Below are 13978 nucleotides of genomic sequence, written 5' to 3' on the forward strand. Positions count from 1 at the left end.
CTGCCGAGTACGAGGCACTACACACGATGACCCAGCCGGTCACCGTATCCCCGAAAACCAGCTAACCAACTCTCCATCAAACCCGGGGCTTGACAATCCTTTGTCAGGTCGCTGAACTGTCCGATAACCGCCGGTTGACGATGGACGCGCACGTCTCGGCTGACGATGAACGTGCTCCGCACCACGTCCATCCATGAAGAGGTTCGACGATGATCCAGTACGCAGTCTCGACCGGCAACGCCCCGCAGGCGATCGGGCCCTACAGTCAGGCGATCGTCGCAAACGGGTTCGTGTTCTGCTCGGGCACAGCGGGTATCGATCCCGCCACCGGTGTCGCGCCCGACGGAATCGAGGAGCAGACCGAGCAAGCGCTGCGCAACCTCGACGCGATCCTGACCAGCGCCGGAGCATCGCTGATGACGATAGTCAAGACCACCATCTTCTATGTGAACGTAGACGACTTCGCCGCCATCAACGCTGTCTACGAGCGGTTCATGCCGGACCCACCGCCGGCCCGCTCGGCACCAGCCAATGTCAGCCTGCCGCGTAATCTGCTCATCTCCATCGAAGCGATCGCCGTCATCCCCGGCGACTGACTACGGTGTGCGCCGTGGCGCCCCCGGCCACCGGAGGCACCCGGTCGGCGGCATGTGCGAGCACCTAATCAAGCGGTCGGACGACGTCGCTGCGCAACTTTGATCGGCGGCGGCGGGCCTCCGTCTTGGCGTCACCACAGCGGGACCGGCCCGGCGGGCCCTCTGCTCAGTCCGTCAACTCACCGAACGGAAACCAACCTTCGGCGACGCCCTCGATCCCCCGCGGGGACCGATCCCGCCATCCGCGAACTCCAGGAAGATCCGCCGCACCAACGGCGGCAACGGAAATTCGATCGCCGCCTCTACCCGCCGGACGTCGTCCTCAGACGCCGGCGCGGGCAACTGGTCGCGCCTGGTCGCGGCGTAGCGGGCGTGTTTGGATACTGCGTGATCTTCGAACTGATCTGGGCGTTCTTCCTTCTGGCGGTCATCGCGTCGTTCCTGATCGATGCCGATCCTGCACGGAAGCTCGGCGCCGCCGGCATCGTGATGGTCGGTCATAGTGTGGTGTGGGTGGTCGAGAACCGTCACGGTCTCACCGGTTGGGCCGAGGAGCTGGCGATCGTCACCATCGGACTCTCGGTCGCCGGCGTGGCGTTGCTGGCCTACGTCGTGCGACGCGTCGGCGGGGGTCTCCTTGTCATGCTGGGCGGCACCGCGATCCTCGGCGCATGGGCGTTCAACGCATGGGCGACGCTGGTGCTGGCGCGCACCGGAGAGTACGACCAGCTGCTGGGAGACACCTATTGGATCATGGATTCGGTCGGCATAGCCCTGCTCATGACGAGCTATGGCCTGCACCGACGCCGCTCGTCGTCCATGACCCGCAACGACGTACACCCAGGCTGGGACTCCTGGACGGCGACCGGTCCCCAGCCCGTGGACGACCCAGCGCCGGCGGGCGGCTACACCGTCCCTCGAGGTACATCACCGCACTGACCGCGGATCCATGAGCGAGAAAACTTGATCGAGCGTCGACGGCTCGAAGGGGTTCGGCCGGCCGTGTCCACCGGCGGCACCTGCAGAAAGCACGCGTCTAGGCTCACCCGATGGCCGTGCCGCAACGCATCCCGACCGCCCATGAACCGGACTACCGCACCGACACCAGCGGGCGCGACGCGACCGGCCAGTTCTACGCAGCGGTGCACGGTGCCAGGCGTGACGTCGGCGGTCTGGATGAGCGCTTCGCCTGGTATGCCTACGTACACCGCTTCGACCATGACGGCCGGCACGAGGCATCCACGATTCGCCGGATCGCCCTCAGCCGCTACCTGACCGACCCGGACGCCGCTGACCGCATTCTCGCCGTACTGCTGGACGAACTTGATGCGCCACGGTTCGATGACATCGCTATCCAGCCGTTTCGTCTCACCTGCGACGGCGTCCTGTTCGGCCTGATCGACGAATCCGACCCTGATCGCGGCGACTGGGCCGAACTCTACCCCGACCGGATCGGCTTCAACCCGCCAAGGGACGGCACCTACAGCACCTGACGCGCCGGATCGCGGCAGATCCGCGCAGCGGATCAAGCCGTCATGCCGGTCGCCGCCACGCATGATCGGCGCAGCTGTGTGGGCAGGGTTGCGGGCGCGTCGGATGCGACGTCTATCGATGCTTATCGAATGTTGAGGCGATGGCGATAGCCTCCCGGATTGCGCGCTCGTACTGGCTGCGTCGGAACGTGAAGGGGCCGAAGGTCCCATAGTCGCGCTGAGGCCGGAACGGCTGGCTGAAGGCGCGCCACGTGACCAGGGTGTCGTCGAGGAGCACCCGGGCCTCCAGGGGCCAGCAGCCGACTTCGCCGCAGTCGCAGCCGAGGAGGGCGATCACGCCGCGTTTCGCCCAGTAGGCGGAGTGCGGTTCTCCGGTGAGGTAGCCGGTCAGGTCGCCGAAGTTGAAGTGGTCGAGCACGATTCCGGCGTATGCGCCGGGCACGTCGTAGCCGGCGGCGTGTTCATAGCCGGAGATCAGGTCCACCAGGCTGACGTTGTCGATGTAGGGCAGGAGTTCACGTGCGGGATCCGGGTCGTCGCCCCAGCGGCGGACGTCGAACCGGATCTTGCGGACGGGTGGCAGGGTCGGCACGGGCCAAGTGTGACTGGGTGGGTCTGGTGTCCTGGCCGAAACGGCGGCAGGCCGCAGCTACGGGTCGCGACATCACCTACGACTGCAACGCGCTCGAGTTGCGGCATGAGCGTGCACCGGGCAGTGATCGATGCCGATTTGACGAGCCGGTACGGCAGCGGCGGCGAAATCCGTATGATCCGCGCTGTGGAGAGCAAGCCTGGGACGACTCGCTGGGACAAGTCGATGTCCGGATGGAACGCCGACTATGCGCCCGCGCCGGAGCAGTTGCGTCGCCAGCGGTCTCGCCTGCTCGCGCTGGTGGGTCAACGGCTGCGGGCCGGCTGGGTCGGCTGGGAGCTGGCAAGAGACAAGTGGCAACCGGTCATCCCGGTGGTGCTGGTGTTCGATGGCGGTGTGCAGCTGGAGCTCGCCTGGGACGCAGCCGACCGCTTGTCGATCAGCTGGAACACCATCGATCTGGGGGCGGCGTTCACCTTTGTCGGCCGGCCGCACGAGTGGCGATCGTCGCACCCTCACCCGCTCGCTGCGGCTGCCGGTCGCATGCTGACCGGATGGGCGGTGACCGAGAACCCGTACTTCACCGGTGACGTGGACCTTACCGGCGAGTTGCCGATGGATCTGGTTGCCGGCTGGAGCATGGCAGGCTTGTGGATCGAGTTCGGGGATGTCGGCTTGCACGTTTTCAGTGGTGCCGATACGACGTACGTCTCGGACGCACCCGAGGAGCATTACCGTGTGACGCACCGGCAGCTTCAGGAGGAGGACGCGCAGGCCTCCGGAGACCCGACCATCTCCAGTTGAGTACTCGCTCATCGGCATGTCCGGAAACCGGTGACCGGCTCCGCCGTCACCCATGGTGACGAGCGCTTCGCGGCAGATCCGTGTGTACGCCACGACGACTGCCGAGCTCAGGCAGTGGGACTTCCACCTCGCGGTCACACCGATCCACTTCGCCGGTACGTCCGGCAGCCCGTGGCGCCGAGGCTCCAGCGGGGGTGCTGGGGCCTCGGCGCCCTTCGGCTCGCTCGACATCGCCGGAGGGCTACCGCCGGCGGCTGGAGCGGTCCCGCCTGTCAGGCCCGCAGGTGTACGCGGCGGCGGGCGACGAGCACCCGTGCGACGGCGACCGCACCCGCGCCGACGAGCAGCATGGTGTTGTCGCCGGTGACCGGCAGGCCCGGGCCGGCGCTCGGCGAGGTCGACGGCGAGACGCTCGGCGAGCTCACGGCGACCTTCTTCGCCGGCACGTAGATGCTGGGCTCGTCGCTGTCGTCGGCGATGATCTGCGCCGGGGTGTGGTCGTACTCGCCGTTCTTGCCGGCCAGGACCTTCCAGCCCGCCGGGGCGGTGAAGGTCAGCAGGACGTCGCCGGCCGGGAGGTGGGCGAGACGGAACAGGCCCTTCGCGTCCGTGACGGCCTCGGCGTACTTCGTCTTGCCGTCGGCGCTGGTGGCGACGCCCCAGACCCCCGGGACGCCGGGGGTCTGGGGCGTCCATGGGGCGTCATAGGACTCGCCCTGGAAGACGTAACCGCCCAGATCGTTGAAGGCGCCCGGCACCAGCAGCCGCACGCCGGTGGTGTTGTCGGCGTCGTTGGCCTCGCCGTTGTCGGCGGTGAGCTCGAAGGCGACGAATCCGCGGCCGTACCGCCACGCCTGGTGGTCGGTCTTGCCGGTGAGCTGGACGGTCTTGGTGGCGGAGGTCACCGCGATGTCCGGCTCGGGGTCGGCGGCCAAGGCGGCACTGGCTGGGAGGACGGCCACGACCACGCCCGCGAGGGCGGCGGCAAGTGCGCGCATGAGGATCTCCGTAATGGGGGACGGGATGCAGCGCGACGGCAGCGGCCGGGCGGGTCGCTCCACTGTCCTGCGATCGAGCACCGTGATCGGAAAGAGATCTGAAGGGAGGCGGCTCCCTTGACACTTTCCCGCGCGGGACATAGCGTGCCGTCAAACTAACAGGAAACTTAACAGTTTCACTGGAGGATGCCGTGCACCGTTCCCTGCGCGACCTGCTGCTCGCCTCCGCCGTGGCCGTCGCGACCGCCGCGACCGGCGCCGCCTGGCTGCTGACCGCCTCCCCGGCCAGCGCCGCGGTGAGCCTCTCCGACGTCGTACCCGTGCCGGTGTCGGCGCAGCCCGCGGCCGGCGTGACCTACACGCTGCCGTCGAACGCCGCGATCCAGACCTCGGCCGGCGCCACCGACGCCGGCAACTACCTCGCCGGCATCCTCCGCCCGTCGACCGGCTACGCACTGCCGGTCTCCACCACGACCGGCACGCCGACGAGCGGCATCGCACTGCTGCTGTCCGGCGCCGACCCGAGCGTGGGCGCCGAGGGCTACCAGCTCGACGTGACCGCCGCCGCCGTCACGCTCCGCGCGCAGACCGCGGCCGGACTGTTCCACGGGGTGCAGACGCTGCGGCAGCTGCTGCCGGCGACGGTCGAGGCGCGGACCGTCCAGAGTGGACCGTGGACGGTCGCCGGCGGCCGGATCGTCGACTACCCGCGCTACGCCTACCGTGGCGCGATGCTCGACGTGTCGCGGCACTTCTTCGCCCCCGACGTGGTGAAGCGATACATCGACGAGATTGCGCAGTACAAGATCAATACCTTGCACCTGCACCTCTCCGACGACCAGGGCTGGCGCATCGTGATCGACGCCTGGCCGCAGCTGACGACCGTGGGCGGCAGCACCCAGGTGGGCGGCGGCGCGGGCGGCTACTACACCAAGGCACAGTACTCCGACCTGGTCTCCTACGCCGCGTCGCGGCAGATCACCATCGTGCCCGAGATCGACATGCCCGGCCACACCAACGCCGCGCTCGCCTCCTACGCGCAGCTCAACTGCAACAACACGGCCCCGCCGCTCTACACCGGCACGAGCGTCGGCTTCAGCTCGCTGTGCGTCAGCAAGGAGGTCACGTACACGTTCGTGCAGCAGGTGCTCAACGAGCTCGCCGCCATCACCCCTGGGCCGTACCTGCACATCGGCGGCGACGAGGCGTCGAGCACGCCGGCTGCGGACTACACCGCGTTCATGAACCGCGTGCAGCCCTTCGTCGGCGCGGCCGGCAAGACCGTCGTCGGCTGGCACCAGATCGGGCAGGCCAACCACACGGCGAACCGTGTCGCGCAGTACTGGGGAACGTCCACATCGGACGCCGACCTGAGCGCGGCGGTGAGCAAGGGCGACAAGATCCTGCTGTCACCGGCGAACAAGGCGTACCTCGACATGAAGTACACCAACTCGACCCCGCTCGGCCTGACGTGGGCCGGCCTGATCGAGGTGCAGACCGCCTACAACTGGGACCCGGGCGCCTACCTCTCCGGCGTGCCGGCCAGCGCCATCCTCGGCGTCGAGGCTCCACTGTGGACCGAGACGATCACCACGCTGGCCGACATCGAGTTCATGGCGTTCCCGCGGCTGCCGGCACTGGCCGAGCTGGCGTGGTCGCCGCAGTCGGCCCGCAACTGGGACACGTTCAAGGTGCGGCTCGGCGCGCAGGGTCCACGGTGGACGGTGCAGGGGATCAACTACTACAGCTCACCGCAGGTCCCGTGGGGCACGCAGCAGACGCGCAGCGCGTACACCCAGATCCAGGCCGAGAGCTGCAACGCCCAGTCCGGGACGCAGACCGAGACCACCACCGACACCGGCGGCGGCCAGAACGTCGGCTACATCACGCCCGGCGACACGCTCGCCTACGACCTCGACTTCGGCGCGGCGTCGCCGGCCTCGGTCACGACCCGGCTGGCCTCCGGCGCGTCCAGCGGCACCATCCAGTACCGGCTGGACTCCACCACCGGCCCGATCATCGCCAGCGTCCCGGTCACCTCCACCGGCGGCTGGCAGACCTGGACCACCAACACCACCAACCTCACCGGCGCGGCCACCGGCGTACACCGGCTGTACCTGACCTTCACCGGCACCGCAGGCGCCGACTTCGTCAACCTCAACTGGCTGCAGTTCAACGGCGGCGGACTGCCCAACGCGTACGGCGTGCGGCAGGTGGAGAGCTTCAGCAGCCAGTTTGGCACCCAGACCGAGACCACCACCGACACCGGCGGCGGCCAGAACGTCGGCTACATCACGCCCGGCGACTGGCTCGGCTACGCCAACGTGGACTTCGGCACCCCGACCGCGGCGTCGGTGACCACGCGGCTGGCCTCCGGCGCGTCCAGCGGCACCATCCAGTACCGCCTGGACTCCACCACCGGCCCGATCATCGCCAGCGTCCCGGTCACCTCCACCGGCGGCTGGCAGGTCTGGACCACCAACACCACCAACCTCACCGGCGCGGCCACCGGCGTCCACACGGTGTTCCTCACCTTCACCGGCACCGCCGGCGCCGACTTCGTCAACCTCAACTGGTTCCAGTTCAACCGGTAGCGCCTGTTTTCGGCCGGACGGCGGGCCAGACCCTTGGCAGCCGTCCGGCCACGCCGCACGTCGTTGGGCGCGGCCGATCGGCCCTGGTGGCTGGGGGTCAGCGGGCCAGGATGAGGGTGATGCCGGCCAGCACGACGGCTGCCGCGACGGCCCTGGGCGCGCCGAACCGCTCCCGGAAGCAGCATGTCACGCTCCTGAGAGTCCGACGATCGTTGGGTCGTACGCTCAGTCTCATGGCTGGTGAAGCCACCGACAGCGGTGCATCTGCGGTGATGATGCGACGATCCTCGGTGCCGGTCGGCCGGACCGGGGACGGCACGCCCGTCTATGGGCTCGGCCGCGCGCCGGGCGTGGTGCCGGTCGCGGCGTCCCGCCTGCCCGGCCCGGTCCCGGAGCCAGGGGTCGGCGCGCACGCGCACGACTTCCTCGTGCTGCTGTACGCGCACCGGGCCGACGCCACCGTGTCGATCGACCACCGCACGTGGACGGTCACCGACGGCGACCTGTTCGTCCTCGCCCCGGGGCAGGTCGTCGGGTTCACCGGTACGCAGCGGGTCGCCGAGGACGGCTGGGTCGTGTGGTTCCCCGCAGACGCCGTGCGCCACGGCGCGTCGGCGTCGTGGCGTTCCCACCCGCTGCTGTTCCCCTTCGCCCGCGGCGCGAACCGGGCGCAGCGGCTGCAGGTGCCGACCGCCGACCGGCCCGGCTGGATGGCGCGGTTCGCGGCGCTGGACACTGAGCTGCGCACCCGCCGGGACGGCCACCAGGAGGCCGCGCTCGCCCATCTGACGCTGCTGCTGGTCGGCGCCGCCAGGCTCTCGGCCGACGTCGCCGGCCAGCTGCGCTCGGCCGACGAGCCGCTGCTCGCCGCCGTCTTCGAGGTCATCGAACAGCGCTACCACGAGCCCATCTCGCTCGCCGACGTCGCCGCCGAGCTCGCCCTCACCGCCGGTCATCTCACGACGGTCGTGCGGCGCCGGACCGGCCGGACCGTCCAGCAGTGGATCACCCAGCGACGCCTGCAGGAGGCGCGGACGCTGCTGGCCGAGACCGACCTGACGGTGGCGGCGATCAGCCGCCGCGTCGGGTACCCGGACGCCAGCTACTTCATCAAGCGGTTCCGCGCCGAGCACCGGGTGACCCCGGCCCGATGGCGCGGCGCGGGCTGACGGCCGCCCGGTCAGTCGCGCAGCGGGGCGCGGCGCGGGCGGACGGTGCGGTGGGTGATGCGCCAGCCGGCGGGGGTGCGCTTCACGGTGTCCTCGTAGGTGACGCTGTTGATTGAGCCGTCGGTCATGACGCCGAGGCCTTTGGACAGGGCGTGCACGGCGCCGTCGGGGGTTTCGCGCAGCACGATGTTGGTGACGTGGTGCGCGACGGGGTTGCGGTCACCGAGGGCCAGGGCGGCCTCGCGGGCGCCGGCCAGGCCCGCGAGGGGCGCGCCGCCGAGGGCCGACACGTCGTAGACGACGTCCTCGGTGAACAGCGCCGTCAGGCCGGCGAAGTCGCCGCGGTCGGTGAGGTGGCCGTGCAGGTTGATGAGGTCCGTGATGGTGTTCCGATCGTCCGCGGTGATGGCCACGGCAGCTCCTCCGCTCCTAAGTGGGGTCCTCCCCACTTAACTGCCGGTACCGTATACGGGGATGTCCCCGGATAGCAAGCGCGGCCCGCGGGCCGACGCGTCCCGCAACGCCGCCCGGCTGGTCGCCGCGGCGCGCGAGGTGCTGGCCGAGGCCGGCAACGACGCCGCGTTCGACGTGATCGCCCGGCGCGCCGGCGTCGGCAACGCCACTCTGTACCGGCACTTCCCGACCCGCGCGGACCTGCTCGTCGCGGTCTATGCCGACGAGGTCGCCGCGCTGTGCGACCGCGGCGCGCGGCTGCTGGAGGCGGCCGAGCCGGTGGACGCGCTGTTCACCTGGCTCGATGAGTTCACCGTGCACGTCGCCACGAAGCGGGCGCTGGCGCTCGCCGCCACCGAGGAGACCGCCGAGCGGCGCACCGCGCTGTTCCACCAGTGGCACGGGGCGATCACCTCGACCGCCGACCGTCTCGTCCACCGGGCCCGGCCGGCCCTGCGCGACGGCGTGACCGCCCTCGACCTGCTGACGCTCGCCAGCGGCGCCGCCGTCACCACCGGCGCCGCCCACGCCCGCCGGCTGGTGGCCATGCTGCGCACCGGCGTCGCCACCGGCGACTGACCACGAACCCGCACCGCGGCATGCCCCGCCGGCGGCGTCCTAGGTCAGCGGGATCGCCGGACGGACCCGCATCGTGCCGAAGGTGTCGTCGGCCGCGACCTCGCCGGTGGTCAAGCCGGACGGCTCGCCGTACACCGGCGAGGACGCCCGGCCCTGCATCGCCACCATCGGCGACATGGCGGCCGGCATCGCCTGCACCGCCGCGCAGCGGCTGCGCTTCGCGCACACCTACCAGCCGGCCGGCCGGTACTGGACCTTCCAGTGGATCGAGCTGTCGCTGTACCTGGCGCTGTCGCTGCTGCTGGCCGGGTTCGGGTTCCTCTGGCTGCGGCGCCGCGTCTGACGCCCCGGCCCCGCCGGACCGGGGACGGACCTCAGGCGGAGTGCAGCCGGCTGAAGCGGCTGCGGTGGAACACCAGCGGCGACGGGTCGGGTAGCTGGGAGCGGCCGGCGGCGCTGAGGCGCAGCAGCACGATGGTGTGGTCGCCGGCGGGGACCTCGTTGTAGATGGTGGTGTCGAAGTGCGCCAGACCGTCGTCGAGCGTGACCGCGCCCTCGGCGGTCACGATCAGCGGCAGGCCGTCGAAGCGGTGCTCGACGGCGCCCGCGAGCTGGCGGGCCACGGCGGAGTGGTGGTCGGCGAGGATCGTGACCCCGAGGTGCGGGGCGCGGCGCAGGTCCGGCCACGTCTTCGAGGTGTTGGCGATGCAGAAGGACACCAGCGGCGGGTCGAGGCTCACCGACGTGAACGAGCTCGCCGCGAGCCCGACCGGCACGCCGCCGACGAGCGCGGCGACGGCGACCACGCCGCTGGGGTAGATGCCGAACACCTCGCGGAGCCGGTCGGGGTCGAGGTCCTGGTTGGTCCGCAGCCCCGTCACGCCGCCACCTCCGCGCGCCCGCCGCCCGCGCCGTCCGGGGCGCTCCCGCCGCCCACGCCGTTCGGGGCGGTCATGACGCCCGCCCGGAGGCAGCCGTCGCGGGGGCGCCGAACGGCACCGCGGACGCGACCTGCCGCCCGGGCGCCGGATGCCGCCAGCGGCCGCGCCGAGTCAGCTCGGGCAGCACCCCCTCGCCGAAGCGGTACGCCTCCTCCAGGTGCGGGTAGCCGGACAGGACGAACTCGGTGATACCGGCGTCGGCGTACTGCTCGATGAGGTCGGCGACCTGCTGGTGGCTGCCGACGAGGGCGGTGCCGGCGCCGCCGCGGACCAGGCCGACCCCGGCCCACAGGTTGGGGTGGATCTCCAGGCCGTCCTTGGTGCCGCCGTTGAGGGCGAGCATCCGCCGCTGCCCCTCGGACTCGCTGCGGCGCAGCCCGTCCTGGACCTTGCGGATCTGCTCCTCGGAGATGCCGGCGAGCAGCCGGCCGGCCTCCGCCCACGCCTCCTCGGCGGTGTCCCGGGCGATGGTGTGCACCCGCAGCCCGAAGGCCGGCTGCCGGCCCTGGCGGGCGGCGAGCGCCCGGACCCGGGCGACCTTCTCGGCGACGGCGGCCGGCGGCTCGCCCCAGGTGAGGTACACGTCGGCGTGGCGGGCCGCGACGTCCAGCGCCGCCGGGGAGGAGCCGCCGAAGTACACCAGCGGCAACGGATCCGGGATCTGCGCCAGGACCGCGTCGGACAGCTGGAAGTGCTCACCGTCGGCGGTGACGGGCTTGCCGGACCACAGCGCCTGCACGATCGACAGGAACTCCGCGCAGCGCGCGTAGCGGGCGTCCTTGTCGAGGTAGTCGCCGTACATGCGCTGCTCGTGGCTCTCCCCGCCGGTGACGACGTTGAGCAGCAGCCGGCCGCCGGAGAGGTTCTGGAAGGTGCCGGCCATCTGCGCGGCGAGGAACGGCGCGGTGAGCCCGGGACGGAAGGCGACGAGGAACTTCAGCCGCTCGGAGACCCCGGCCAGCATGGCGGTGGTGATCCAGGCGTCCTCGCACCACGCGCCGGTCGGGGTCAGCGCGGCCTCGAAGCCGAGCTGCTCGGCGGAGCGGGCGATCTGGCCGAGGTAGGCGACGGAGGCGGGCCGCCCGGCGGCGCCGGCGGGGGTGCCGTGGCCGCCGCCGACGACCTGCCGGCCGTCCCCGCCGTTGGTGGGCAGGAACCAGTGGAATTTGAGGTCTGTCATCACGCCTGTTCCGTGGCTCGGGGGGCCAGCTTCTCGGTAAATACTATAGACTTAGTAGGGTATACGTGCGCAAGGCCCCCTCCGGCGCCAGCTCGCGGCCCCGGGCGTACGCGCTGTCGAACGCCTCGGCACCAAGCGTCCCGGTCAGCCGGCGGCGCAGGTCCTCGTCCGCCGGCTGGGCCGGCCGCAGGTGCGCGCCGGCCGCCTCCCGCCGGTGGGCCGCGGCGCCGAGCAGCACCGCGGCGGCCTCGGGCCGCTCCTGCGCGGCGGCGAGCGCGGCGAGCGCCTCCAGGGCCAGCACCAGCACCACCGACTGCCCCGCGACCAGGACCGCCTCGGCGCCGGCGCGCAGCAGCTCCCCCGCCCGGTCCAGCTCGCCGGTGCGCCGGGCGTGCTCGCCGAGGACGTACAGCGCCCGGCCCGCGCAGCGGCGGTCACCGAGCCGGCGCAGCGCCGGCAGCAGGTCCCGCATGCGGTCCGCCGCGTCGGCGTCCTCGCCGCGGACCCAGGCCAGGTTCGCCAGGCCGACCCCGGCGTGGACGATGTCGGCCTCGCTGCCGGCGGCCTCGGCCATCGCCCGGCTCTGCGTGAGCCAGCCGTGGACCTCCGCGCCGGCGATCCCGGCCGACATGGCCCGCTGCGCCATCATGTACAGGGTGTTGGCGGCGTACACCTGATCACCGGCGCGCAGGAACAGCGTGACGCTGTCCCGGCCCCACTGCAGCGCCTCGCCGAGCGCCTGCGAGATCGTCACCAGCCCCTGCATCGTGAGGGCCCGGTCCCACGGGAGGTCGTCGTCGAACCCGGCCAGGGCATCGTGCAGCGCGGGCCGCGCCGCCTCCGGGCGGATCCACATCGCGCACATGCCGACCGCGCGGGCCGCCGTGGCCCTGGTCAGGCGGTCCTGCCCCTCGGCCAGCCGCGCCGCGCGTTCGGCGAGGTCCAGGGCGGTGCGGGAGTCGCTGGCGTGCAGCAGCGTGCTGGCCGCGGCGAGCCCGGCGACGGCGCCGGGCGACGGCGCCGGGTCGCCGAGCGCCAGGATCCGCTGGATCCACTCGTGCGCCTCGCGCCGCTGCCCGGCCAGGTCCCAGAACCGTTCCAGGGCCGCCACGCACCGCCAGGCCGCGTCCGTGTCGCCGGTGTCCACGGTGTACGCCAGGGCCGCGCGCACGTTCGGCTGCTCCGCCGCCGCCCGCTGGAACCAGGCCCGCTGCCCGGCGTGCCGGAGCCCGTCGGCGGCGCGCCCGGCGAACGCCAGGTAGTGCGCGGCGTGCCGGGCCCGCGCATCGGGCTCCCGACCGCCGGCCGCGAGCCGTTCCGCGGCGTACGCCCGGATCGTCTCCAGCAGCCGGTACCTCCGGGTGTCTCCGCCGGCCGCGTTCACCAGCGAGGTCACCAGCGACTTGTCGACCAGCCGCGGCAGCACCGTGAGGACCGACTCACCGCCGGCGCCGTGCACCGCCCGCACCGCGTCGTAGTCGAAGTCGGCAGGGAACACGCCGAGCCGGTCGAACAGGGCCCGCTCGTCGTCGTCGAGCAGCTCGTAGCTCCAGTCGATGGCGCCGCGCAGCGTACGGTGCCGCGGGCCGGTGGTCCGGGCACCCGCCGACAGCAGGTCGAAGCGCCGGTCGAGGTGCTCGACCAGCTCCGCCGGGCCGAACGTGCGCAGCCGCGACGCGGCCAGCTCGATCGCCAGCGGCAGCCCGTCGACCCGCTGGCACAGCGCCGCCACGGCTGGGGCGACCCCGTCGGTGAGCGCGAAGCCCGGCACCGCGGCCGTGGCACGGTCGACGAACAGCCGCACCGCCGCCGGCCGGGCGATCTCGGCGGTCGTGACGGCGCCGGCCGGCGGCACGTCCAGGGTGCGCAGCTGGTACGTGACCTCGCCGGGCACGCCGAGCGGCTCCCGGCTGGTGGCCAGCACCCGCAGCGGCCCGCCGGCCCGCAACAGCGCGGCGACGACGTCCGCGGCCGCCGCCACGACGTGCTCGCAGTTGTCGACGAGCAGCAGCCCGTCCAGGCCGGCCGCGGCGTCGGCGAGGACCTCCGCCGGTGACCGGCCGGGCTCCGGCACGACACCCAGCGCCCGCGCGACGACGTCGCCGACGAGGTCGGGCGTGACCGGCGCCAGGTCGGCGAAGCGCACGCCGCCGCCCACCCGGCCGCCGGCGACGTGGACCGCGAGCCGGGTCTTGCCGACCCCGCCCGGCCCGGTGAGCGTGACCAGCCGGTGCGCGTCCAGCAGCGCGCCGACCTCCTCGCCCTCCCGCTCCCGGCCCACGAGCGTGGTCAGCGGCGCCGGCAACCCGGGCGCGGCCCGCGGCCCGCGGCGCAGCGCGGCACCCGCCTCGACCAGCGCCGCCCGGTCGGCGGCGCCGAGCTTGCGCAGCAGCGCCGCGACGTGGCTCTCCACGGTGCGCACCGACACGTGCAGCCGCTCGGCGATCTCCCGGTTGCGGAACCGCTCCCCGATCGCGCGCAGCACCTCCGCCTCCCGCTCGGTGATGCCGGCCCCCTCAACGGTCATGCCCGCATTCTGCTCGGTGGCGCCCGGCGCCGGTACGGACATCCCATCCGTA

The 13978-nt window shown here is 72.1% G+C and carries 14 protein-coding genes; 8 read left to right on the top strand and 6 right to left on the bottom strand.

The features are described 5' to 3' along the window. Positions 1-209: 209 nt before the first annotated feature. The 3 genes from AB0H83_RS47720 to AB0H83_RS47730 all read left to right on the top strand — a co-directional run bounded on the left by AB0H83_RS47720 (position 210) and on the right by AB0H83_RS47730 (position 2089). Entirely contained in the window at positions 210-596 is a 387-nt protein-coding gene (locus tag AB0H83_RS47720) for a Rid family detoxifying hydrolase (RefSeq protein ID WP_360109234.1), read from the top strand. Between the two features lie 387 nt (positions 597-983). Then, on the top strand, positions 984-1535 hold the full coding sequence (locus AB0H83_RS47725) for a hypothetical protein (protein WP_360109237.1): 552 nt from the start codon (positions 984-986) through the stop codon (positions 1533-1535). 110 nt (positions 1536-1645) lie between these two features. After that, positions 1646-2089: a hypothetical protein gene (locus AB0H83_RS47730; RefSeq protein WP_360109240.1), complete on the top strand. Its 444-nt coding sequence runs from the start codon at positions 1646-1648 to the stop codon at positions 2087-2089. 112 nt (positions 2090-2201) lie between these two features. Here AB0H83_RS47730 and AB0H83_RS47735 read toward each other — a convergent pair whose 3' ends face one another. Next, positions 2202-2681 (bottom strand): hypothetical protein, encoded by a 480-nt coding sequence (locus AB0H83_RS47735; RefSeq protein ID WP_360109242.1) that lies wholly within the window; start codon positions 2679-2681, stop codon positions 2202-2204. Positions 2682-2786: 105 nt separating this feature from the next. Between AB0H83_RS47735 and AB0H83_RS47740 the strand changes: the two genes are divergently transcribed. After that, positions 2787-3485: a hypothetical protein gene (locus AB0H83_RS47740; RefSeq protein ID WP_360109245.1), complete on the top strand. Its 699-nt coding sequence runs from the start codon at positions 2787-2789 to the stop codon at positions 3483-3485. Positions 3486-3757: 272 nt separating this feature from the next. On the opposite strand, the gene AB0H83_RS47745 is transcribed toward AB0H83_RS47740, so the two are convergent. Next, a complete protein-coding gene (locus AB0H83_RS47745; RefSeq protein WP_360109248.1) occupies positions 3758-4483 on the bottom strand; it encodes a hypothetical protein in 726 nt (241 codons plus the stop codon). Positions 4484-4674: 191 nt separating this feature from the next. On the opposite strand from AB0H83_RS47745, the gene AB0H83_RS47750 reads away from it, so the two are divergent. Beyond that, the gene (locus tag AB0H83_RS47750; RefSeq protein ID WP_360109251.1) at positions 4675-7077 is read left to right on the top strand and encodes a family 20 glycosylhydrolase; all 2403 of its coding nucleotides are present in this window, start codon (positions 4675-4677) and stop codon (positions 7075-7077) included. A gap of 275 nt (positions 7078-7352) precedes the next feature. After that, positions 7353-8246: an AraC family transcriptional regulator gene (locus tag AB0H83_RS47755; RefSeq protein ID WP_360109332.1), complete on the top strand. Its 894-nt coding sequence runs from the start codon at positions 7353-7355 to the stop codon at positions 8244-8246. Between the two features lie 11 nt (positions 8247-8257). Here AB0H83_RS47755 and AB0H83_RS47760 read toward each other — a convergent pair whose 3' ends face one another. Beyond that, positions 8258-8659: a nuclear transport factor 2 family protein gene (locus tag AB0H83_RS47760; protein WP_360109254.1), complete on the bottom strand. Its 402-nt coding sequence runs from the start codon at positions 8657-8659 to the stop codon at positions 8258-8260. 61 nt (positions 8660-8720) lie between these two features. On the opposite strand from AB0H83_RS47760, the gene AB0H83_RS47765 reads away from it, so the two are divergent. Both AB0H83_RS47765 and AB0H83_RS47770 read left to right on the top strand, forming a co-directional pair. After that, positions 8721-9278, top strand: a complete 558-nt coding sequence (locus AB0H83_RS47765) for a helix-turn-helix domain-containing protein (protein WP_360109257.1) — start codon at positions 8721-8723, stop codon at positions 9276-9278. A 73-nt stretch (positions 9279-9351) separates the two neighbouring features. After that, a complete protein-coding gene (locus tag AB0H83_RS47770) occupies positions 9352-9621 on the top strand; it encodes a hypothetical protein (protein WP_360109259.1) in 270 nt (89 codons plus the stop codon). Between the two features lie 31 nt (positions 9622-9652). Here the strand turns inward: AB0H83_RS47770 and AB0H83_RS47775 are convergent, their stop codons facing one another. From AB0H83_RS47775 to AB0H83_RS47785, 3 genes are all read right to left on the bottom strand, one after another. Beyond that, positions 9653-10159 carry a flavin reductase family protein gene (locus AB0H83_RS47775; protein ID WP_360109262.1) on the bottom strand — a complete coding sequence of 169 codons (507 nt, stop codon included), beginning with the start codon at positions 10157-10159 and terminating at the stop codon, positions 9653-9655. A gap of 70 nt (positions 10160-10229) precedes the next feature. Continuing rightward, the gene (locus tag AB0H83_RS47780) at positions 10230-11399 is read right to left on the bottom strand and encodes an LLM class flavin-dependent oxidoreductase (protein ID WP_360109265.1); all 1170 of its coding nucleotides are present in this window, start codon (positions 11397-11399) and stop codon (positions 10230-10232) included. A 43-nt stretch (positions 11400-11442) separates the two neighbouring features. Next, a complete protein-coding gene (locus tag AB0H83_RS47785; RefSeq protein ID WP_360109268.1) occupies positions 11443-13926 on the bottom strand; it encodes a LuxR C-terminal-related transcriptional regulator in 2484 nt (827 codons plus the stop codon). Positions 13927-13978: the final 52 nt, after the last annotated feature.

It is taken from the genome of Dactylosporangium sp. NPDC050688, assembly GCF_040654515.1.
Lineage (GTDB): Bacteria > Actinomycetota > Actinomycetes > Mycobacteriales > Micromonosporaceae > Dactylosporangium.